This window comes from Arthrobacter sp. SPT-J7 (genome assembly GCF_059089965.1).
Genome location: NZ_JBNHFF010000008.1, coordinates 100,375 through 121,624, shown reverse-complemented (window position 1 = coordinate 121,624; position 21,250 = coordinate 100,375). Strand labels below are relative to the sequence as shown.

The window sequence follows — 21,250 nt, the reverse complement described above, 5'->3', positions numbered from 1 at the left end:
GGGGTTCCGCCCCCGGGCAGGGCAGAGCAGGGAGAGGGCGGGCGGCCTACACCGCGTCCTGCGCGTGGCCGTTGATCGCGTCCGCCGCCCGGATCAAGGCCAGGTGCGAGAACGCCTGCGGGAAGTTGCCCGTCATCCGCTTGTTCACGGTGTCGTACTCTTCGGCCATCAGCCCCAGGTCGTTCGCGTAGCCCACCAGCCTGTCCATCAGATCGCGAGCATCGCCGATCCGCCCGGAGCGGGCGTACTGTTCCACCAGCCAGAAACAGCAGGCCAGGAAGGGGTGTTCGCCCGGCGCCAGCCCGTCCATCCCGGAGTCGGTCCGGTAGCGCAGGATCAGGCCGTCCGCATCCACCAGCTCCTGCTCCAGCCGGGCCACGGTACCAAGCATCAGGTCGTCGTCGTACTTCAAAAAGCCCACCTGCGGCAGCACCAGCAGCGACGCGTCCACTTCGGTGGTGTCGTAGGCCTGCGTGAAGGAGTTGATCTCCCGGTTGAAGCCGCGCTCCATAACCTCCTCGCGCAGCCGGTCCCGCAGTTCCGCCCACCGCACGGCTTTGCCGTCCAGCCCGTGTTCCCTGACCGCCCGGACGCCGCGGTCGAAGGCCGCCCACATCATCACCCGGGAGTGCGTGAAGTACCGGCGGGGACCGCGCATCTCCCAGATGCCCTGGTCCGGCTCGTCAATGTGCCTTTCGATGTAGTGCAGCATGGCTTTCTGCAGCGGCCAGGAGAAGTGGTCCTCGGTGCAGCCCAAGTTGCGCAGCTTCTCCAGCGCCACCATGACCTCGCCGATCACGTCCGCCTGGTACTGGCACACCGCGCCGTTGCCCACCCGGACCGGTGCGGAGTTCTCATAGCCTGGCAGGTGCTCGATGGTGCGCTCCGGGAGATCGCGTTCTCCGGCCACGCCGTACATGATCTGCAGGTCTTCCGGGTCGCCGGCCACCGCGCGCAGCAGCCAGTTGCGCCATTGCAACGCCTCTGTCTCGTAGCCGTGGGTCATCATCGATTCCAGCGTCAGCGCCGCATCGCGGAGCCAGACGTACCGGTAGTCCCAGTTCCGCTCCCCGCCGAAGGACTCCGGCAGCGAGGTGGTCGGCGCGGCAACAATGCCGCCGGTGGCCTCGTGCGTCATTGCACGCAGCACCAGCAGCGAACGCTTGACCATGCGGTGGTAGTCGCCCTGCGGCGGGAACCGCGAGCACCAGTTCTGCCAGAAGTTCACCGTCTCATCCAGCGCGGCGTCGACGTCGATCATCGGCGGGACTGTCCGGTGGGAGGGGAACCAGCAGAGCTCGTAGTCGATTTTCTCGCCGGCTTTGATGGTGAATTCGCCCCGGTGCCGGCGTTCCGTGGCGCGCGGCAGGTCGTCGCCGTGCAGCACCAGCGCGTCCGGCCCGGCGATCGCGACTATCGATTCCTTCCCGGTCTGCTCGTTCTTGACCCGGTTCACCCACGGCACCACGTCCCCGTAGTGGAACCGCATGATCAGCTCCTGCCGGATCTTCATTTCCCCGGACAGGCCCTGGACCCGGCGCACAAGCGACGCCCGGCGGTCGCCCACCGGCATGAACTCGGTGATCAACGCCTCGCCCGTGCTGCTCTTCCACCGGGTCTGCAGCACAAACGTGGACACAATGTAGGACCGCCTCACGACGACGGCGTGCGGCTCGGCTTCTGCCGCGGCGGCGGTTGGCGGACGGTGATTCCGTGCGGCCTGCGGGTGGACCGGCGCCGAGACCACGCCGCTATTGTGCATCGCGTCAGTTGTGGTGGACTGTCCGGATCCCGAGCCGGCCGCCGATTCGGCCGTGGCGCTGGTGGCGGCTTTGGAGGCTCCGGCCTCGGCAGTGCCGGCGGCGTCGCCGGACTGCGCGGCTTCGCGGGCCGCGCGGCCTGTCCCGGCGGCCTTTTTGGCCTGCTCCGTGGCGGACGGACGGTGGCTCCCCGGGCCGGAGGAGACTGCTTCGTCTTGTTTCCGGACGGAGACCGGCTGCCGGCTCCCTTGCACTTCCGCCGGGTCGTTGCTCTGTTCGCCTCCCGGGCCCGCGCCCATCGGCGCCCCGGTCTGGGGACGCGCTCCGTCCGGGGCTAGCAGCCAGCGGCCGTGCCCTGGGCCGCCCAGGAGCGCGGAGAAGACGGAGGGCGAGTCGAAGCGGGGCAGACAGAGCCAGTCCATGCTTCCGGACCGGGACACCAGCACTCCCGTGTGCAGATCCGAAATGAGTGCATAATCCTCAATGGGAGATGCCATGCACCAAATAAACCACAAAGGCCATGGTTACGGCAGTGGCCTTGGGCTACTTGTTTTTCCGGCGGCCGCGCGGTGGGCTAGACGCCGGCTGTCTCAAGTTGCCGGCGGACCTCGGCCGGGCGGTTGGTCGTGATCTCGCCGAAGCCCAGGTCACGGCACAGCTCCACGTCCTGCGGATCGTCGACCGTCCAGACCCGGAACTGCATGCCGGCCTCCAGCCAGCGGCGGACCAGCGGCAGGTGCGAGCGCACGTAGTCCACGCCGGGTCCGGCCAGGCCGACGCGGTGCTCCTCGATCAGCCCTTCGCCTTCGGACAACGCCCGGCGCAACAGCCCCGCCACGGCGCCCACGGTCAGTTCACCCATCATCAGGCTGGCCTTGAGTTCCTCGGCGTCGATGTCATCCAACAACTGGCAGAGATACTCGCCTGGCATGTTGTCGGCCAGGTACTTCAGCGCGTCGGGGTGGAAGCTCATGAAGCTCATTTGAATGTTGTCCAGCCGGGATGTGTCCGGGTCCCAGCCCTCTGCCATCAGGTACTTGAGCAGTTCGTCTTCCAGCTCCTGCCCGTACGGGCTGGGGTGCTTGAGCTCCACGGCCAGGCCCAGCGGCCGTCCGGCGTCGCGGATCAGGTCCACCAGGTCGTCGAGGGTGACCAGTTGGTCCGCGGTGCCGCCGTATTCGGCCGGAATCGGCACGCCCTTCCACGAACTGACGTCCAGCTGCAGCAGCTCATCCAGTGTGTAATCCGAAACGTTGCCGGTGCCGTTGGAGGTGCGGTCCAGCGTGAAGTCATGGAAGCAGACCAGCCGGCGGTCCTTGGTCAGGTGGACGTCGCACTCGATCCCGTCGGCGCCGTCGGCAATTGCCTGCAAATAGGCGGCACGGGTGTTCTCCGCATACTGCTCGCTGGAACCGCGGTGAGCGTAGATCCTCTGGTCCATGAATTCACCGTACGCGATGACCGGACGACCGGGATCGCCGTAGGGTTGACTGAAGGGTGAACGATCGATGATCGTTCGGCGATTCGGCTTCGGAGGCAACATGGGCACTCAGACGGGCGGCGGCGTCGCACCTGACACGGCGGACGAACGGATGGACGGGCCGAGGGGCGAGTACACGGGAAACATCACTGGGAGCGGGCCACACGGCGGCAGCCGGACCGCTGTGCTGCCGGACAGCGTCCGGGCCGCGGCCCTGCGCCGGATGAAGCTGCTGGCCACCGGACTGCTGGTGGTGCTGGCCTTGGTGTTCATGGTGTCCTTTGCCCTGCAGGAAAGCTACCCGTGGCTGCGCTACGTCCGGGCTGCGGCCGAAGGCGGCATGGTGGGCGCACTGGCGGATTGGTTCGCGGTCACCGCGCTGTTCAAGCACCCGATGGGACTGAGGATCCCCCATACGGCCATCATTCCTCGCCGCAAAGACCAGATCGGAGCGAGCCTGGGCCAGTTCGTGGAGGAGAATTTCCTGGCCGAGGACGTGGTCAAGGCCAAGATCGGCTCGCTCGGCATTACGGTCAAGGCCGGGCTCTGGCTGGAACGGCCGGAGAACACCGAGCGGGTCGCCCGCGAGGGAGCCACCGCCATCCGCGGGGCGCTGCAGGTGCTCAACGACGAGGACGTCCAGGAACTGATCGAGTCGCTGGCCCGCCGGCACCTGTTGGATCCGCCGTGGGGCCCGCCGCTGGGGCGGCTGGCCGAGCATCTGCTGCGCGACGGCCACCACCTGAAGCTGGTTGACCTGCTGCTGGACCGCGCCGGCGACTGGGTGCTGGACAACCAGGAGACCGTGGCACGGCTGGTCTCCGACCGCTCGCCAACCTGGGTGCCGCAGTTCGTGGATTCGCTGGTCGGCGACAAGGTCCACCTGGAGCTGTACAAGTTCATCCTTGCGGTGCAGGCCGATCCGGACCATCCGATGCGCCGGCAGCTGGACACTTATCTCAACTCCCTGGCCCAGGACCTGCAGCACGATCCGGAGATGATGGCACGGGTCGAAGCGATCAAGCACAACGCGCTAGGCGATCCCGAAGTGCGGGCGCTGGCGACCCGCACCTGGGAAACGCTGAAGTCCTCGCTGCTGGAGGCGGTGGAGGATCCGCAGAGTGAGTTGAGCCTGGCGTTCAAGCGGGCGGTGTCAGACTTCGGCCACCGGTTAGCGACCGACGTGGAGCTGGCAGCCAAAATCGACGGCTGGATTGAGGAGGCGGCCGGGTACCTGGTCCGGACCTACCGTTCGCAAATCGCCAGCGTTATCACCGAGACGGTGGAGCGCTGGGACGCCCAGGAGACGTCCCGCAAGATCGAGCTGCAAGTGGGGCGGGATCTTCAGTTCATCCGGATCAATGGCACAGTGGTCGGCTCGCTGGCCGGGCTGGCGATCTTCACGCTGGCCACCGCCGTCTTCGGATAGCTGGGAGCCCGGCCGGAGTCAGCCGGTCCAGAAGAAGCGGAGGCGCTGGCCAGGCCGGGCCTGGCCGAGCAGCGGCAGGTCCGCCGGTGCCACCACGGCCGGCACCGGATAGCCGCCGGTCACCGGGTGGTCGGCCAGGAACACGGTGGGCAGCCCCGACGGCGGAACCTGAACCGCGCCGGTGACCATGCCCTCGCTGGGCAGTTCCCGCTCGACCACCCGCTGCAGCGGCCGCCCCAGCAGCCGCAGTCCCACGCGGTTGCTGTCAGCACTCACCGACCAGTTGCCCAGCGCCAAGCGTTGCCGGATGTCCGGGGCGAACCAGTCCAGCCGCGGACCGGGCTGCAACCGCACTGCCACCGTGCCGGCGGGCAGCAGCGGCACCGGAACCCATGGGGGCTCAAGTCCCGCGCTGCTACCCGGCCTGGGAGCGCCGACCCGCAGCACGTCCCCGTCCTGCAATCGCGCCGGGCCCATTCCGGAGAGCAGATCGGTTGCCGCCGACCCCATCACCGTCTCGGCCTCGATGCCTCCGGCCACTGCCAGGTAGTAGCGCAGTCCGGACGTGGCCACGGCGATTTCCAGGCGCTGGCCCGCCGTGATCCGGAACGGGCGGTAGCGCTCGTGGCTGCTGCCCGCGACGGACACCGAGCCGAAGGCGCCGGTGAGCGCGACCACGGCGTCGTCGTCGAACTGCAGAACCGCCCCGCCCAGCAGGAACTCCAGGCCGGCCGCGGACTCCGGGTTGCCCACCAGCCGGTTGGCTGCGCGCAGGGCCCGGGCGTCCAGCGCACCGGACGGGCCCACGCCGATGGCCGCATGGCCCGGTCGGCCGAGGTCCTGTACCAGCAGTTCCGGCCCGGTCTTGAGCACGGTGATCATCGGCTACACCGCCCTGAACCGCACGCGCGTTCCCGGCACGATCAGCGCTGGCTGCTCCCGCGCGGCGTCCCACAGCCGCGCATCGGTCCTGCCGATCAGCTGCCAGCCGCCGGGCGACGACGACGGGTAGACGCCGCTGAACTCGCCCGCCAGGCCCACGGAGCCGGCAGGCACCCGGGTACGCGGCTCGGCCAGCCGCGGCACCTGCAGCGGATTCTCCGGTGCCACCAGGTAGGCGAACCCGGGCGCGAAGCCGGTGAACGCGGCCGTCCATTCGCATTGCTGATGCCGCCGGACCACTTCGGCCTCGCTGACGCCCAGCAGCCGCGCCACCTCCGGCAGGTCCTGGCCCGAATAGTCCACCTCGAGCGTGACGGTCTCCCCGGGGCCTGCGGCGCTGCGCGCATCGGCCTCGTGCGGTGCCGTCTGTTCCAGCCATTGGCGGACGACGGCGGTGCTCGCCGGGGCGGCGAACGTCACCAAGATGGTGCGGGCAGCGGGAACCAGCTCGGTTACCCCGGGCGGCGGCGCGGCCGAGAGCGCGGTGTAGTGTGTCAGGACGTCGTCGAGGGTAGCGAATTCGGCCAGCACTGCGCCCGCCCCGAAGGGCAGGATCCGCACCCTACCGTCCAGCGGCCGGGGCGGCGGCATCGGTGAAGGGACGGAGGCTGATGCCCGCCGCCGCGAGCCGCTGCCGGACCAACCGTGCCATGGCCACTGCCCCGGGGGTATCGCCGTGGACGCAGAGCGAGTCGGCCGCATCGTTCAGGGCGAATTCCACCGCGCGGTCCGCAATCTGCTCCAGGTCGTCCAGCAGGGCGCCCGGCTCGCCGCGCGGAATCAGCGTGCCGTCGCCGCGGTAGCCGCGGTCCACGAAGGCCTCCCGGAACACCGGCAGCCCGGCAGCGGCGGCCAGTTCGAGCACCGCTGATCCGGGTAGCCCCAGGATGGGAAGCTGCGGATCAAAAGCGCCGACGGCCTCCACCACCGCCGCGGCCTGGGTGCGGTCGTGGACTATCCGGTTGTAGAGGGCGCCGTGCGGCTTCACGTAGGCAATGGGTGTTCCCGCGCTGCGGCCGATTCGGTCGAGGGCGGCCAGTTGGGACGCCACGTCGGCAATCAAGTCGTCCGGTGCGACGTCCATGGACCGTCGGCCGAACCCGGCTCTGTCCTGGTAGGAAACGTGCGCACCCACCGCCACCCCGTTCTCGGCAGCACGGTGGCAACTGGCCAGCATGGTTTCCTCGTCGCCGGCGTGGTAGCCGCAGGCGATGTTGGCGCTGGTGATCAGCGGGAACATCGCAGCGTCGTCGCCCATCAGCCGGCCGTCAACCGATTCGCCGAGGTCGCTGTTGAGATCGATCCCCGGCCGGTTAGTCGCTGTCATGGTCCGCGGACTCCGTGATGGCTTTACGCCCCTTGCGCCTGATCACCGGCAGCTTCTCCACCATTTTGGCGGTCAACCGACCCGGCGCTGCCGGGATCTCCCCGAGCCGGTACCGGTTTTCAACCAGGTCCTCCACCAAGGACATCGGCAGGACCAGCGGCGGTTCGCCGAAGGCAGTTCTGGTGGCGCCGATGACCCTGCGGCCCATGACATGGTTGCCTACACCACCCACCGCCGCACCAATGCCGAACGGAATGACCCGGCCCAGCATCACCGAACCCTGCTTGGCTACCAATTTGGCCAGAAAACGCTTCTTCATGCTGTCCAGCAGTGAACTGACCATGCCGGTGGACATGGTGCTGCCCACGGCGTTTCCCCAGGCTCGGGCCGGATTCCCGCCGCGGCCGCCCGCCTGCCCGGCGAACTCCTTGATCAGCGAGCGGCCCTCCTCGCCCATCAAGATGGCCATGACCATCGCCTGCGACCGCTCCGGGTTTTCGGTGTCGATGCCGTGCAGTTCGGCGATGGACTGGGCGAAGAGCGCCGTGGCTTCCAGGAAGCCGACGGTTGCCGCCGCCGAAAGGCCCAGTGATGCCACCGCATTGATGCCCGGAACGACGGCGGTGGCTCCGACCGCCGCTCCGCCGGAGCTCACAGTTGCCAGATAGTGCTTCTCCAGCGTCGCGGCCAGATCAGCCGGCGTGGCGTCCGGGTACTTGCGCCGAAGCCGATCCAGATTGGCCAGCACCAGCGGCCGCTGGACGTCCAAAGCCCGCATGAAGGCAGTCGTCGTGCCAGGCTTCGGGTTGCCCTGCTTGTCGAAGGCCGCATCCGTAGCCACCCGCATAGCTGGATTGATCTTCCGTCCTTTGGCCACAAAACCTCCTGGAGACTCTCAGCACCGCAATGCTGTTCCGGCTTTAAGCGTAGATCACAGCTTCCGGGACGATTCCGCAAACAGCAAGTATGCTGACAATTGCACCGCGTACTTCCTGTCCGACGGCCCGCCGCAGCACTTGCTGCGCCGGCCGCCCAATACAAAAGGAGTTGCAGGCTATGAGAATCGGATCATCAATTGCGTTGATTGCCATCGGCGCCATCCTGGCCTTCGCTGTTGCGGACGTCGTGGATTTCATCGACCTGACCCTGATCGGCTGGATCCTCATGGGGGTCGGCCTGCTGGGCCTCATCATCTCGATTGTCATGGCCATTCCGCGCGGTGACCACCGCGTGACCGAGACCCGCCAGGTGCAGGACCCGAACACCGGCGAAACCATCCGTCGTGACGAAACCCGAGGCAGCCTGTAAGCCAACCTCTGGAGCCAACACCGAGGGCCGAGGGCCCGGCTTGCCCGGCGGTCGAGGTCTGAGCGGGCGCAGGGCGCGGAGATCAGCGCGGCAGCGGGCCGGAGATCAGCGCGGCTTCTTGCTCCCCAGCGCGACCAGCGAGAGCACGATGCCCGCCCCGCAGACCAGTGTGGCGATGTACGCGAAGGCCGGCGAGCCGCTGGCTGCGCCCAAGGCCAGGCTCAGCGGCAGCCAGAGCACGGCCCAACCGAGCACGGCGAACAACGGCGCATAGCGTTCGCCCCGGGCCGTCCACCGGCACGCAAAAATCGCCAGCACCACGACGGCGAGCGCGCCGGCCAGGGAAATCACGGCAAGGGCGCCGCCAGCGTCCGGCTCGTCCCGCGCGCCGGTGGCGAACGCGCTCAGAGCGTCCACGGCCATGACGATGACGCCGGCCGCAATGGCCAGCAGCAGAACGTTGCCTGCCTGGATCACCAGCATGCGGCGTACATCAGGTCTCACGCTGCTCCCTCCCTGCAGGTCCGGCAGCCCATGGGTGAGCCCACAGGACCAGGGTGACTGGTCCGACCACCTTCAGAAGGCGATGCGAGGACATGTTTACTCGAAAATCAGAATTCCCATGGCGGGCAGCCTAACCGCGTTGCTTGGCATCCGGTAGATTCAAACAAAGGACGGCGACAAGGGGGCACCATGTCCGCATCACAGTTCGACCAGCGGTATGACTCGATCTACCAGCGGGGCGGTGAAGCCCATCAAGCGGCACGGGCCGGCGGCAGGCCCGACACCATCAGCCCAACAGTCCGGACCGCAGCTGTAGAGCCTTCCGCCGACGTCGCCGCCCAGTCCACCGACATTGCCGAGGTCGTTCCACCGGGAGCTGTACCACAGGTCCAGCTGGAAGGCGCTCCCGCTGCGCGCCGGAAGATCAATCCCTACCTGGTCGCGCTCTGGTTGCTGGGTTTGGCGCTTTCCGCCTTCGGAGCGTGGTGGTCGGTCGCGCCGTACGTTATCGAGATGCAAGGCACGGCGCCGACCAGCCCGTTCGGACCGCCGTGGTATTTCATGTTGTCCTCTGTGGCACCCAACGTGTTGGTCGCCGGGCTGGTCACGATCGCCGGTGTGCTCACCCTGCATGCGGTCGGCTGGATGCGCCGGAACGGCTAAGCGGGTCACCGCCAAGCGCGGCGGCACGCCTGAGCGACGCGGCTGCCGATCCGGGCGACGGGCATCCACTACCCAGCAGGCGCCCTTTCCACACCGGAAAAGGGCGCCTGCTGATCATTCGTCGGGGCGGGTTGCCGCAGCGGTCAGATCAGGCCATCGGCCAGATGGTTTGGTGTACCGAACCGGTGCGCGGTGATGCTGACGGCCTGCTCGTGCAGGAAGGGCAGCATTTCCAGCCTGCCGGCTTCGGTCACGGGATGGGCATAGACCGCCAGATCGGGCCGTCCGCCGGTAGCGACGGCCAGCGCCTTGGCATCCCCGCCGATCAGGCGGATCCTGCCGGCGCCGAGCCGGGGCGCCCGAGCCAGCCAGGCGCCGTCGTCCTCCACCGTCACGGCAAGGTCCAGCTCCGTGGCCACCGCCTGCAATGACGCAGGAAGCGCGACGGCGGTGGAAACCGCCACCTCGGAGCCCGCCAGCACGCCGGCAGCCAGCACGCGGACCAGCTGTGCCAGCGGTTCGCCTTCGGACAGCCGGACGGTGACCGGGACCGGCAGGTAGCGGAAGACGTTGCGCTCGGCGGTCAGCCCGGAGATGTCCCTGGCCACGCCGAACTCGTCGGCCCAGGCCGCGGCATCGGAACACAGCGAACGCTCCAGTCCGCGCAGTTCCTCGGCGGACAGTGCCTGCCCGGCCCTGCGCGCGGCCTCCAGCAGTTTGGCTGCGGCACCGTGCATCTCCGCCGCTGCCGTGGACGGCGCAGTCTCCCACTCGCCCAGCCCCATCAAGTAGTTGGGCCCGCCGGCCTTGGTACCGGCGCCCACCGAGGATTTCTTCCAGCCTCCGAACGGCTGCCGCCGCACGATGGCTCCGGTGATTCCCCGGTTCACGTAAAGGTTGCCGGCCTGAATGTTCTGCAGCCAGTAATCCAGCTCATCCGCATCCAGCGAATGCAGGCCGGAGGTCAGCCCGTACTCGATGTCGTTGGTGATAGCCACGGCTTCTTCCAGAGTTTCAGCGGTCATCACCCCTAGGATCGGACCGAAGAACTCGGTTAGGTGGTAGCGCGATCCGCGCTTCACTCCGGTCCGCACGCCCGGGCTCCAAAGCTTGCCGGAATCGTCCAGCTGCCGGGGCTGGATCTGCCAGCTTTCCCCGGCGCCCAGCGTGGTCAGCCCGTCCAGCAGCTTGCCTTCGGCCGGCGCGATGATCGGGCCCATCTGCGATGTGGCGTCCTCCGGGTAGCCCACCTTCATGGACGTGACCGCATCCACCAGCTGGTTCCGGAACCGCGGCGAGCTGGCTGCGGATCCCACCAAGATCACCAGCGATGCCGCAGAGCACTTCTGCCCGGCATGGCCGAACGCGGAGTACGCCACGTCCTTGGCGGCCAGGTCGAAGTCGGCGCTGGGGGTGACGATGATGGCGTTCTTACCGGAGGTCTCGGCCAGCAGCGGTAGGTCCGGACGGAAGGAACGGAACAGTTCGGCGGTCTCGTAGGCGCCGGTGAGGATCACGCGGTCCACCTCGGGGTGCGAGATCAGCTGCCTGCCCAGTTCGCGCTCGCCCAGCTGCACCAGCTGCAGCACGTCGCGCGGCACGCCGGCCTCGTCCAGCGCCTCCCACACGGCTTCAACCATCACGGCACCGGTGCGTGCGGCCTGTTGGGCAGGCTTAATAACGACGGCGGAGCCCGCGGCGAGCGCGGCGAGGGTACCTCCGGCGGGGATCGCGGTCGGGAAATTCCACGGCGGGGTCACCACCGTCAGCCGCGACGGGATGAACGTGGCTCCGTCCACGGTGTCCAGTTTCCGGGCCAGCTCGGCATAGAAATGCGCGAAGTCGGCCGCCTCGGAGACTTCCGGATCGCCTTGGTCCAGCGTCTTGCCCGCCTCGGCTGCCATCACTTCCAGCAGCCGGGCGCGGTTGGCGTTCAGCTTGTCGCCGGCCTTGTGCAGCACCTCGGCGCGTTCGGCCCCGCTCATCGCGCCCCAGCTCTTGGACTGCTCCACGGCCTTGGCGATCACTTGCTCCAGCTCTGCCTCATCCTTGACCTGGGCGGCCGCGACGGTGTCAAGGCCGAGCGTCGATGACGGCACCCGGGCGAGGATCTCCCGGCCCCAGGCGAGGTTGGCGGGCAGCGACGGGTCAGTGTCCGGAATGTTGTCGAAGGAGTCGCTGGGACGGGCCGGTTCCGGCTTCGAGCGGTCCTGCTGCCGGGCCGGTTCCGGCACGTCGTCGTCGAGCGCCTCCAGTGATGCGAGGAAGCGCTGCTTTTCGCGTTCGAAGAGCCGTTCGTTCTTGCTGAGTTCGAAGACGGCGGACATGAAGTTCTCGCTGCTGGCGCCCTCTTCCAGCCGGCGAATCAGGTAGGCGATCGCCACATCGAATTCAGCAGGATGGACCACGGGGGTGTAGAGCAGCAGCGAACCGACGTCTTTTTTCACCGCTTCGGCCTGGCCCTGCGCCATGCCCAGCAGCATCTCGAAGTCGATGCCCGCCTCCACACCGCGCTGCTTGGCGAGCAGCCAGGCGAAGGCGACGTCGAAGAGGTTGTGCCCGGCCACGCCAATGCGGACGTTGCCGATCCGCTCCGGCTGCAGGGCATAGTTGATCACGCGCTTGTAGTTGGTGTCTGAGTCCTGCTTGGTTTCCCAGGTGGCCAGCGGCCAGCCGTGCAGCGACGCTTCCACCTGCTCCATGGGCAGGTTGGCGCCCTTGACCACCCGCACCTTGATTGCGGCGCCGCCGCGGGAACGGCGGGCGGCAGCCCATTCCTGCAGCCGGATCATGGCCTTGAGCGCGTCCGGCAGGTAGGCCTGAAGCACAATGCCGGCTTCCAACTGCTCGAACTCGGGCTGGTCCAAGATCTTGGTGAAGACCGCCATGGTCATCTCCAGGTCCTTGTATTCCTCCATGTCCAGGTTGATGAACTTGCGCTGCGGGGAGTTGGCGGCCTGTCGGTAGAGCGGGGTGAGGCTTTCGACGACGTGCTCCACTGCCTCATCGAAAGCCCAGTGAGAGTGCGGCGCCACGGTGGACGAGACCTTGATCGAGACGTAGTCGACGTCGTCCCGGGCCAACAGGTGCTTGGTGCCTTCCAGGCGGCGTTCGGCCTCGCGGCTGCCCAGCACCGCTTCGCCCAGCAGGTTGATGTTCAGCCGGACATCATCTTTGCGGATCTTGGCGATCGCCGGGCCCAGTTTGGCGTCGGTGGCATCGACTATCAGGTGGCCCACCATCTCCCGCAGCACCTTGCGGGCTGCGGGAATGACCACCTGCGGCAACACCGGCGCCATGGTGCCGCCCACGCGCACGGCGGCGCGCATGTACCAGGGCAGGAAGGACGGAGCCTTCGGCGCCAGCGCCGCCAAGTTGCGGGCGGCAACCCTCAGATCCTCGGGCCGGATCACGCCGTCGACGAAACCGACGGTGAAACCCAGACCATTGGGATCGTTCAACACCCCAGCCAACTGCTCGGCCGCGGCATCGGCCGGAATTTTTTCTGCCTCGGTTAGCCAGTGCCGGACCAACTTGATGGTGTCGGCGGCGAGGTCAGCTACCTGGGAATCCGCCAAGCTTGTGGTCTGCATCGGTTCCTCCTTGAGGACGTCGGTCACGGCAGCATCAGTCCTTTCAACGTAATTGCATTGCCCGTTGAGGACCAGTATGGGACTAGACTTCGTGAAGAAAAAGCGATCTTTTTCGACCGGTAATCATCAACTTTCGTGATCCATGGAGCCCTCATGCTGGACGTCCGGAGGTTGCGGCTGCTGCGGGAGGTCAAAGTGCGCGGCACGTTGGCCGAAGCGGCGACTGCATTAAATTTGAGCCCGTCATCCGTATCTCAACAGCTGACGCTGCTGGAGAAAGAGGCCGGCGTGGAACTGCTGCGGAAGGCCGGCCGCCGCGTACAGCTCACACCGCAGGCAGAGATCCTGGTGGCCCACACCGAGTCGCTGCTGTCCCGGCTCGAACAAGCCGAAACGGACCTGTCCGCATCCCTGACCACGGTGACCGGAAGCGTCCGACTGGCGGTCTTCCAGTCCGCTGCACTGGCGCTGCTGCCGGACGCGCTCACCAGCATGCGTCAGCAGTACCCGGAAGTGCGGATCGAAATGGTCCAGCGGGAACCGGAAACCGCGCTGTACGAGACGTGGGCGCGTGATTTCGACCTGGTGGTAGCCGAGCAGTACCCGGGCCACGCGGCACCGCACCATCAGGAACTGGACCGCAAGAGACTCACCACCGACGCCATCCGGCTCGCCGTCCCGCCGATTGGCCTGGCCGGCGGGGAGGTTAGATCCCTTGCGGATGCCGGCGGCCTGCCCTGGGTGATGGAACCGCGCGGGGCAGCGTCCCGGCACTGGGCCGAGCAGGCTTGCCGCCAAGCCGGGTTTGAGCCGGATGTTCGCTACGAGACCGCTGATCTGCAGGCCCAGATCCGGCTGATTGAATCCGGCAATGCGGTGGCTTTCCTGCCGGATCTGGTCTGGAGCGGCCGCGGCACCACCTGCCGGATGCTGGACTTGCCGGATCATCCGCGCCGGACCGTCTTTACCTCCGCCCGCCGGGCCTCGGCCAATCGGCCCGCCATTCTTGCGCTCCGGAAAGTATTGGAGGAAACCGCCCGGAAGGTCAGCGGCGAGCGCGCTTAGCCTCCGGTGGTCGTCCAAGCTCGCGCGCCTCGCCCCCGGTGGTCGACCAAGCGAGCGCCCCTCTCCTCCGGTGGTCGACCAAGCGAGCCCCAGCGAGCGCGTGGAGACCCTGGATGCCCCTCGGGTCTCTACTCGGCGCTGGCGCGCCTCCATCGACCACCGACAGGACACCGCGCGTCCATCGAGCGCCGCCGTATCCGCGCGCCTCTATCGAACGCCGAGATGCTCAGCGGCGCTGGTCCAGGCTGAGGTTTCCGTGGATGGTGGCGTAGACACGCAGACCGGCGGACTTCACCGGCAGCCCCTCCCCAGGCGCCAGGATCCGCCGCGGAGGCCCCTCCACACCATCAAGCCCCAGTTGCACAAAGAGGTCCACCAGCACATTGCCCAGTCCGGCCAGATCGGCCCGCGGCAGGACGGCACGATACTCGCCGGCGTCGCGCTTGACGTCGAACGTGCGTTCTTCAGCAGTACCGCGCCCACGCGCCACCACCCGGACGGATTCGAATTCGGCTGTCGGTTCAAAGCGCAGACCAAACGCCACGGACTCTTCGTCCAGTTGCGGCAGCCGGGCGCGTGCTGTCGGCTTCAGAGCTTCCTCCGTCGCCGCCAGTTTCAGCAGGCCTTCCGCATCCCGTGCCCGGACCAGCTCCGAGCGCTGCTGGAACGGGAAGCCCAGCTGTGCCTCCAACCGCTCCGGGATGTACCGGTCCACGAAGTCTGCATGGGCTGCCACCCAGCGTTTCCGGATACCGGCGGGCATCGAACGGTAGCGGGAGGGCACGTACGTGCGAAGCAGTTTACGCCGGTACAAGTCCAGCACCAGCAGCTCTGCTTCACCGGCGTCGTCATGGTTCTCGGTAATGATCCGGGCGATCTCTGCCACCGAGCCGGTGTAGCTTTCCGGGATGGCCATCTGCGAGCTGATGTTCGTACCGTCCTGCCGGGTACGGATGAAGTAGTAGTCGTAGTCGGCCGCGATCGCATTCCGCCGCGAGGCCAGATAACAACGGGTCAGCATCATGCCGTCTTCCAGGCGGACTTTGCCTTCCGGGAAACGGATGCCGTGGGTGTCCAGCAGCTCGCGCCGGATCAGCTTCTGCGGCGAAAGCGTACCGAGGATCTTCCGAACCGGAACGTCGGGGATGGTCTCGGTGAAAAGCGAGGACTGGACCCGCCGGCCGCCGATCCCGACCATGCGCGGCGCCAGCACATCCACCTGATGCTGGTCGGCGAAAGCCACCATCCGGCGCAGCGCCTCAACACCCAGTTTGTCGTCGGCGTCGCAGAAAAAGACGTAGTCGGACGTGCTGGCGTTGATCCCCACATTGCGCGGTTTGCCCGGCCAGCCGCTGTTGTGCTGGTGGATCACCCGCCAGTTCGGATGCTGCGCCACGTACTGGTCCAGCAGCTTCCCGCCGTCGTCGGTGGAGCCGTCGTCCACCGCCACCACCTCAAACAGCGCAGGGTCCATATCCTGCGCAGCCAGCGAGTCCAGCAGTTCCTTGAGGTACGGCATTGCATTGAACACGGGGATGACCACTGAGACCCGGGCGGTCTGCGCACTGTACGTCGGACCGGAGTCGCTCTCCCGCACGCGGACCTGGCCCGCCCGCGCCGCATACTTCTTCAGCTTGCGCTGGGCCCCCGCCAGCTTGTCCTTGATGGCCACGACGTCCCCTTCGATCGTTTGCCTATGCTGCATTCTTGCACGGCCGTCTCAAGCGCGGGCGGGCAGGATAGTCGACCCCACATTCCCCCGCCTGACGCTTCGAGCCGTGCCCACTCGCCTTCCCTCCGTCACTCTTCCGGCGTTCCCGGCCCCGTTTCCCGGCCGGCCCGGTTGGGGCCCGACGCACCATCCAGCAGCTGTGCCAGATGCACTCCGCGGCGTTCGGACAGATCGGCGAGCTGGGTCCGGCAGGAGAACCCATCGGCCAGCAGCACGGTATCGGCCCCGGCATGCCTGACCGCCGGCAGCAACTGGGTCTCCGCGACGGCCACAGAAACGTCATAGTGGCCGCGCTCGACGCCGAAGTTGCCGGCCAGCCCGCAGCACCCGCCCAGGCTCTGGACGTTGGCACCGGCATCGCGCAGCAGGGCCTGGTCGGTTCCCCAGCCGAGAACGGCGTGGTGGTGGCAATGCGGCTGGGCCACTATCTCCTCCCCCGCTAACGACGGCGGTACCCACCCCGGGGTGCCCGAGAGCAGTTCCGCCAGGGTCCGGGTGGATTGGGCGACCGGGAGCGCCGTGCCACCGAGCAACTCCAGCGCATCGGACCGCAGCACGGCGGTGCAGGACGGTTCCAGTCCCAGCACGGGCACGCCGGCGGCAGCGTACGCGGCGAGCGCATCAACGGTGCGGTCCAAGATCCTACGCGCGGTGTCCAGCTGTCCGGTGGAGATCCAGGTCAGCCCGCAGCACAGCCGTTGCCCTGGAACGAGCACCTCGTAGCCGGCATGCTCCAGCACCCTGACGGCTGCCTGTCCGACCTCGGGCGAGAAGTAGTTGGTGAATGTGTCGGCCCACAACAGCACGGGCCCGTTCGGCGATGAGCCAGCCGATGCATCCCGGTACCGGAACCACTGATCGAACGTCTCCTGCGCAAATTGCGGAAGTCCGCGCCGTGCGTCCACCCCGGCCAGCCGTAAGCCGGCTTGCCGCAGGCCCGGGACCTTCAGCAGCCGGTTCGCTAGCGTCGGTGCGAACGAGGCCAATCTGGCCCAGCGCGGCAGCCACCCAAGCGAGTAGTGCGACGCTGGCCGCAGCCGCCCGCGGTAGCTCTGGTACAGGACCTCGGCCTTGTAGGAGGCCATGTCGATTCCCGTCGGACAGTCGGAGAGGCAGCCTTTGCAGGACAGGCACAAGTCCAGCGCCTCATGTACTGCCGGCGAGCGCCAGTCCGGTGCGGCCTCGGCCGGACCGCCGCTTCCGTGCCCTGCCCCGCCCGGGCCCGCGCCGCCGTCGCCAAGCCGGGCCTCGCCGTCGTCATGACCGCCCGAGCCACGCAGGATCATTTCCTGCAGCGCGCGGGCGCGGCCGCGGGTCGAATCCTTCTCCTCTTTGGTGGCCACGTAGGACGGGCACATCACCATGCCCGGACGGGTCGACGCGTCCGTGCGGCACTGGCCAATCCCGGTGCAGCGGTGTACCGCACGGCTGAAGTCACCGCCGTCGTGCTGGTAGGAAAGGCCCAGTGGAATCCGGACCGGCTTCACGGCGGCGGTGCGGATGTCCGCATCCAGCGGCCGCGGATCCACCAGCACGCCCGGGTTGAGCAGGTTCTCCGGATCCAAAATGCCCTTGACCGTGCCGAACAGGCGGATGGCTTCCGGCGAATAGATCCGCGGCAGCAGTTCGCTGCGGACCCGGCCGTCTCCGTGCTCGCCGGAGAGCGAGCCGCCGAAGCTGGCCACCAGATCGGCGGCGTCGCTCATGAAGGCGCGGTATTCGGGGCGGCCGTCGGTTTCGTTGGGGCCGCGGTTGCCGAACGGGAAGTCCAGCCGCACGTGCACGCAGCCGTCGCCGAAGTGTCCATACGGGAATCCGCTGAACCCGTGCCGCTCCACCAGGTCGTCGAATTCGCGCAGGTAGGCGCCCAGCCGTTCTGGCGGCACGGCGGCATCCTCCCAGCCGGAGTGCGCCGGCTCGCCGGCCGGTGACCGTCCCGACAGCGCGGACCCGTCCTCGCGGATCTTCCACAGCGCCGCCGCCTCGGCCGGTTGGCCCACCACCTTGGCTTCCACGGCCTCGGGCAGCCGAAGCAGCCGGGCGGCCCGGTCGGACACTTCGGCGGCGTCATCGCCGGCCAATTCCACGAACAACCACGCGGCGCCAGCGGGCAGTTCCGGCACGGATCCCGGTCCTTTCCGGCGACGCACCACGTCCACAATCCGGCGATCCAGCCCCTCGCAGGCGGTCGGCGAAAACGCCATCACGTCCATCACCACGTCCGCGGCGGTGCCGATGTCGGCAAACCCCAGCGCCACCATCGTCTTGTGCGCCGGGTCCTTGACCAGCCGCACGCCTGCTTCCAGTACGACGGCGAGGGTCCCCTCGCTGCCGACCAGCGCCTTGCGCACGTCGAACCCCTTCTCCGGCAGCAGGTGCTCGAGGGCATAGCCGGAGACCTGGCGGCCGAAGCGGCCGAATTCCGTGCGCAGCGTCTCCAGGTGTCCGGCAGCCAGTTCACGCAGCGCCCCGGTTTCCGGTGCGTCCGGAACCGGCCCGGCGTCCAGTCGCAGCCGGCGTCCCGAACCGGTGACCACCTGGAGGTGCTCCACGTTGTCCACGGTGCGGCCGTAGGCCGGGGTGCGTGCGCCGCAGGAGTTGTTGCCGATCATTCCGCCGACGGTGCAGCGGGTGTGCGTGGACGGGTCCGGTCCGAACCGCACTCCCTGGGCCAGCGCCAGCCGCTGCAGCGTGGCGTGGACGGTGCCGGGCTGCACGGTGGCAGTGCGGGCTTCCGGGTCCAACTGGAGCACGCGGTTCATATACCGGCTGAATTCCAACACCACGCCAGGGCCCACCGCATTGCCCGCGATGGAGGTGCCGGCTCCGCGCGAGGTGAGCGGGACGCCCGCCTCGCGGCAGGCTGCCAGCACCGCCAGCACTTCGTCCGTGTCGTGCGGAAAGGCCACGGCCGCCGGCCGCACCCGGAAGAGCGAGGCGTCGGAGGAATATATGTCCCGGGTAGTCGCGTCGTCCCGGACGTCCGCCACTCCGTTCCGCCGCAGCGCCTCGATCACGCTGGCCGCCGCCGCGCCGTCCACCGCAGTCCCGTGAACCGCTTGCATGCAGCTCACACTACCGACCGGCACCGGCGGGTGTCTTCCCCTCGCGATAGCTAGGTTTTGACGGCTCTGATCCGTCCGCTGGTTCTGCACCGTCGTTGCGTGTTTGGGTGCCTAGTCCGGACAGCCGGAAGATGGGCGGCCGCGTACGCTTGGTGCCTAGTCCGGCTGCAAGAAGACTGGGCGGCCGCGTACGTTATACGCCACATTGCCTCACATAAGCCGGCAGTAGTGGCCTAGATGCGGGGGTTCTGTGTGGATTCTTCCGCTTTTGCGGATCGTGCCGAGGTTCCTCTTCCACAATGTGGCGTATCACGTACTCCCGGCGGGGCGGCCAGCGGGGCGGGGCGGGGCGGGGCGCCGGCGGGCTTGATGGCGGTAGCCCGGAGTTGATGCGGCGTGGCCCACGTCCGCCGATGTCCTGCGGAAGGCGAGCCACGCCGTCGTTATGTGCCGGTTTTTACCAATCTTGTTCCGGGTGCGGAAAAGCCCGGCCGGCAAGTTGCCGACCGGGCCCTCCTGCCGCCGGAATCAGTGAACCGGCTCAGCCTCGACGAGCGGGTACACGCCGTTCTCGTCGTGGACTTCGCGGCCAGTAACAGGCGGGTTGAACACGCAGGCCATCCGCAGTTCAGTGGTGGCGCGGACGGTGTGCTTCTCGTGCCCGTTCAGCAGGTACATGGTGCCGTCGCGCAAGTCGTGGACCTCGCCGGTTTCCTCGTTGGTCAGCGTGCCCTCGCCCTGGACGCAGTACACGGCCTCAATGTGGTTGGCGTAGTGGAACGTGGACGTGGTGCCCGCGTAGATCACCGTGTCGTGGAAGGAAAAGCCCACGCCTTCCCCGGCCAGCACCATCCGGCGGCTCCGCCACGTCTCCGACTTCACGTCGCGGTCGGTGTCATTCAGGTCATTCAGGTTGGTAACAATCATGGGAACTCCTCAATGTGGGTGGTTGGTCTACAAGTCGGTTATGCGGCAGTCGTTTGTGCTGCCCATGCGGCGGCCGCCGGGACCGGTGCGGCCCTGCCGCGGGGATCCAGCGCGCCTGCCGCCGGGATCTAGCGCGCGCCGACCAGTTCCGGAACCGCGGTGACGGCACGGGTGGCGTCGATCAGGATGTCCAGGCCGCGGTCCAGGTCTGCCGCACTGATGGTCAGCGCCGGCATCAGCTTCACTACTTCGCTCTCCGGCCCCGAGGTTTCCACCAGCAGCCCGTTTCGGTAGGCCTCGGCGGCAATCTTGCCGGCGGTCTCGTCGTCGCTAAATTTGACTCCCGCCAGCATTCCCCGGCCGCGCACGCTGGCGCCTTCCACCGATGCGGCGATCCGTTCCAGGCCCTCGTGCAGCTGGGTGATCCGGGCCTTGACCTGCTGCTGGAACTCACCGGTCCGCCAGTACGTCTCCAGCGCAGCCGTCGCCGTGACGAAGGCCGGGTTGTGGCCGCGGAACGTACCGTTGTGCTCGCCGGCGTCCCAGACGTCCAGCTCGGGACGGAACAGCGTGAGCGCCATCGGCAGGCCAAAGCCGGAGATGGACTTGGACAGGCAGACGATGTCAGGGGTGATGCCTGCTTCTTCAAAGCTGAAGAAGGTGCCGGTGCGCCCGCAGCCGGCCTGCACATCGTCCACTATCAGCAGGATTTCGTGCTTCTGGCACAGCTCGGACAGGCCGCGCAACCAACTGGCGCGCGCTGCATTCAGGCCGCCTTCTCCTTGGACGGTCTCCACAATGATGGCCGCCGGCTTGTCCACGCCGGATCCGCTGTCTTCGAGCACGCGTTCCAGCCAGAGGAAGTCCGTGGTCTCGCCGGAGAAGTAGTCATCGTAGGGGATTTTGGAGCTGTTGGTCAGCGGGATGCCCGCGCCCCGCCGCTTCATCGAGTTGCCGGTCACCGAGAGCGAGCCCAAGGTCATGCCGTGGAAGGCGTTGGTGAAGGACAGGATGTGCTGGCGCCCGGTGACCTTGCGGGCCAGCTTCAGCGCCGCCTCGACCGTGTTGGTGCCGGTGGGGCCGGGGAACATCACCTTGTAGTCCAGATTGCGCGGTTGCAGGATGACGTCCTGGAAGGTCTCCAGGAACTTCCGCTTGGCCGGGGTCTTCATGTCCAGCGAGTGGACCACGGCGCCGCTGGCCAGGTACTCCAGCAGCGGCTGCAGCAGCTGCTGGTTGTTGTGCCCATAGTTGAGGGCGCCGGCGCCGGAGAAGAAGTCCAGGTAGGTGCGGCCGTCCTCGGCGGTCAGGGTGCTGCCCTCGCCGCGGGTAAACACGGCGGGCCAGCTGCGGCAGTAACCGCGGACCTCGGACTCCAGGGTTTCGAAAATGTCAGTCATGAAAACGCTTCCTTCCTCAGCGCGGCCGCATACCGTCCCGGGTACGGGACATCGC

Annotated in this window: 16 protein-coding genes; 4 read left to right on the top strand and 12 right to left on the bottom strand. The window is 67.6% G+C overall.

Going from position 1 to position 21,250, the window contains the following annotated elements:
* Positions 1-46: 46 nt before the first annotated feature.
* Together AC5RWX_RS14060 and AC5RWX_RS14055 are read right to left on the bottom strand one after the other, a co-directional pair.
* Positions 47-2,275, bottom strand: coding sequence for a glycoside hydrolase family 15 protein (locus AC5RWX_RS14060; RefSeq protein ID WP_493940640.1), 2,229 nt, complete (start codon positions 2,273-2,275; stop codon positions 47-49).
* 59 nt (positions 2,276-2,334) lie between these two features.
* A complete protein-coding gene (locus tag AC5RWX_RS14055) occupies positions 2,335-3,201 on the bottom strand; it encodes a glycerophosphodiester phosphodiesterase (protein WP_493940639.1) in 867 nt (288 codons plus the stop codon).
* A 262-nt stretch (positions 3,202-3,463) separates the two neighbouring features.
* Here AC5RWX_RS14055 and AC5RWX_RS14050 point away from each other — a divergent pair, with 262 nt between their 5' ends.
* Complete coding sequence (locus AC5RWX_RS14050; protein WP_493940681.1) at positions 3,464-4,669, top strand: DUF445 domain-containing protein; 1,206 nt, start codon at positions 3,464-3,466, stop codon at positions 4,667-4,669.
* Between the two features lie 18 nt (positions 4,670-4,687).
* Here the strand turns inward: AC5RWX_RS14050 and AC5RWX_RS14045 are convergent, their stop codons facing one another.
* The 4 genes from AC5RWX_RS14045 to AC5RWX_RS14030 are packed head-to-tail and all read right to left on the bottom strand — an operon-like array spanning position 4,688 to position 7,815.
* Entirely contained in the window at positions 4,688-5,551 is an 864-nt protein-coding gene (locus AC5RWX_RS14045) for a 5-oxoprolinase subunit C family protein (RefSeq protein ID WP_493940638.1), read from the bottom strand.
* Positions 5,552-5,554: 3 nt separating this feature from the next.
* Positions 5,555-6,172 (bottom strand): 5-oxoprolinase subunit B family protein, encoded by a 618-nt coding sequence (locus AC5RWX_RS14040; protein WP_493940637.1) that lies wholly within the window; start codon positions 6,170-6,172, stop codon positions 5,555-5,557.
* A gap of 1 nt (position 6,173) precedes the next feature.
* Positions 6,174-6,938, bottom strand: coding sequence for a LamB/YcsF family protein (locus AC5RWX_RS14035; protein WP_493940636.1), 765 nt, complete (start codon positions 6,936-6,938; stop codon positions 6,174-6,176).
* Positions 6,925-7,815, bottom strand: a complete 891-nt coding sequence (locus AC5RWX_RS14030) for a hypothetical protein (protein ID WP_493940635.1) — start codon at positions 7,813-7,815, stop codon at positions 6,925-6,927. Before AC5RWX_RS14030 ends, AC5RWX_RS14035 begins: the two co-directional genes overlap by 14 nt.
* Before the next feature lie 179 nt (positions 7,816-7,994).
* Here AC5RWX_RS14030 and AC5RWX_RS14025 point away from each other — a divergent pair, with 179 nt between their 5' ends.
* A complete protein-coding gene (locus tag AC5RWX_RS14025) occupies positions 7,995-8,246 on the top strand; it encodes a DUF6458 family protein (RefSeq protein ID WP_493940634.1) in 252 nt (83 codons plus the stop codon).
* A gap of 105 nt (positions 8,247-8,351) precedes the next feature.
* On the opposite strand, the gene AC5RWX_RS14020 is transcribed toward AC5RWX_RS14025, so the two are convergent.
* On the bottom strand, positions 8,352-8,750 hold the full coding sequence (locus AC5RWX_RS14020; protein WP_493940633.1) for a hypothetical protein: 399 nt from the start codon (positions 8,748-8,750) through the stop codon (positions 8,352-8,354).
* Between the two features lie 189 nt (positions 8,751-8,939).
* On the opposite strand from AC5RWX_RS14020, the gene AC5RWX_RS14015 reads away from it, so the two are divergent.
* The gene (locus AC5RWX_RS14015; RefSeq protein WP_493940632.1) at positions 8,940-9,413 is read left to right on the top strand and encodes a hypothetical protein; all 474 of its coding nucleotides are present in this window, start codon (positions 8,940-8,942) and stop codon (positions 9,411-9,413) included.
* Between the two features lie 143 nt (positions 9,414-9,556).
* Here AC5RWX_RS14015 and AC5RWX_RS14010 read toward each other — a convergent pair whose 3' ends face one another.
* The gene (locus tag AC5RWX_RS14010; RefSeq protein WP_494097547.1) at positions 9,557-13,006 is read right to left on the bottom strand and encodes a bifunctional proline dehydrogenase/L-glutamate gamma-semialdehyde dehydrogenase; all 3,450 of its coding nucleotides are present in this window, start codon (positions 13,004-13,006) and stop codon (positions 9,557-9,559) included.
* Positions 13,007-13,159: 153 nt separating this feature from the next.
* On the opposite strand from AC5RWX_RS14010, the gene AC5RWX_RS14005 reads away from it, so the two are divergent.
* Entirely contained in the window at positions 13,160-14,071 is a 912-nt protein-coding gene (locus AC5RWX_RS14005; RefSeq protein WP_493957821.1) for a LysR family transcriptional regulator, read from the top strand.
* Positions 14,072-14,297: 226 nt separating this feature from the next.
* Here AC5RWX_RS14005 and AC5RWX_RS14000 read toward each other — a convergent pair whose 3' ends face one another.
* The 4 genes from AC5RWX_RS14000 to ectB form a co-directional block, all read right to left on the bottom strand.
* Positions 14,298-15,743 carry a glycosyltransferase family 2 protein gene (locus AC5RWX_RS14000; protein ID WP_493957820.1) on the bottom strand — a complete coding sequence of 482 codons (1,446 nt, stop codon included), beginning with the start codon at positions 15,741-15,743 and terminating at the stop codon, positions 14,298-14,300.
* Between the two features lie 128 nt (positions 15,744-15,871).
* A complete protein-coding gene (locus tag AC5RWX_RS13995) occupies positions 15,872-18,868 on the bottom strand; it encodes an FAD-binding and (Fe-S)-binding domain-containing protein (protein ID WP_493957819.1) in 2,997 nt (998 codons plus the stop codon).
* Positions 18,869-19,396: 528 nt separating this feature from the next.
* The gene (locus AC5RWX_RS13990; RefSeq protein ID WP_493945034.1) at positions 19,397-19,795 is read right to left on the bottom strand and encodes an ectoine synthase; all 399 of its coding nucleotides are present in this window, start codon (positions 19,793-19,795) and stop codon (positions 19,397-19,399) included.
* A 128-nt stretch (positions 19,796-19,923) separates the two neighbouring features.
* Positions 19,924-21,195 carry a diaminobutyrate--2-oxoglutarate transaminase gene (ectB, locus tag AC5RWX_RS13985; RefSeq protein ID WP_493957818.1) on the bottom strand — a complete coding sequence of 424 codons (1,272 nt, stop codon included), beginning with the start codon at positions 21,193-21,195 and terminating at the stop codon, positions 19,924-19,926.
* Positions 21,196-21,250: the final 55 nt, after the last annotated feature.

Bases quoted from the DNA above. Each gene is read 5' to 3' on its own strand.
- AC5RWX_RS14025 (WP_493940634.1), top strand. From the start codon at position 7,995: ATGAGAATCGGATCATCAATTGCGTTGATTGCCATCGGCGCCATCCTG.
- AC5RWX_RS14045 (WP_493940638.1), bottom strand. From the start codon at position 5,551: ATGATCACCGTGCTCAAGACCGGGCCGGAACTGCTGGTACAGGACCTC.
- AC5RWX_RS13995 (WP_493957819.1), bottom strand. From the start codon at position 18,868: ATGCAAGCGGTTCACGGGACTGCGGTGGACGGCGCGGCGGCGGCCAGC.
- AC5RWX_RS13990 (WP_493945034.1), bottom strand. From the start codon at position 19,795: ATGATTGTTACCAACCTGAATGACCTGAATGACACCGACCGCGACGTG.
- AC5RWX_RS14035 (WP_493940636.1), bottom strand. From the start codon at position 6,938: ATGACAGCGACTAACCGGCCGGGGATCGATCTCAACAGCGACCTCGGC.
- AC5RWX_RS14015 (WP_493940632.1), top strand. From the start codon at position 8,940: ATGTCCGCATCACAGTTCGACCAGCGGTATGACTCGATCTACCAGCGG.
- AC5RWX_RS14055 (WP_493940639.1), bottom strand. From the start codon at position 3,201: ATGGACCAGAGGATCTACGCTCACCGCGGTTCCAGCGAGCAGTATGCG.
- ectB (WP_493957818.1), bottom strand. From the start codon at position 21,195: ATGACTGACATTTTCGAAACCCTGGAGTCCGAGGTCCGCGGTTACTGC.
- AC5RWX_RS14010 (WP_494097547.1), bottom strand. From the start codon at position 13,006: ATGCAGACCACAAGCTTGGCGGATTCCCAGGTAGCTGACCTCGCCGCC.
- AC5RWX_RS14005 (WP_493957821.1), top strand. From the start codon at position 13,160: ATGCTGGACGTCCGGAGGTTGCGGCTGCTGCGGGAGGTCAAAGTGCGC.
- AC5RWX_RS14050 (WP_493940681.1), top strand. From the start codon at position 3,464: ATGAAGCTGCTGGCCACCGGACTGCTGGTGGTGCTGGCCTTGGTGTTC.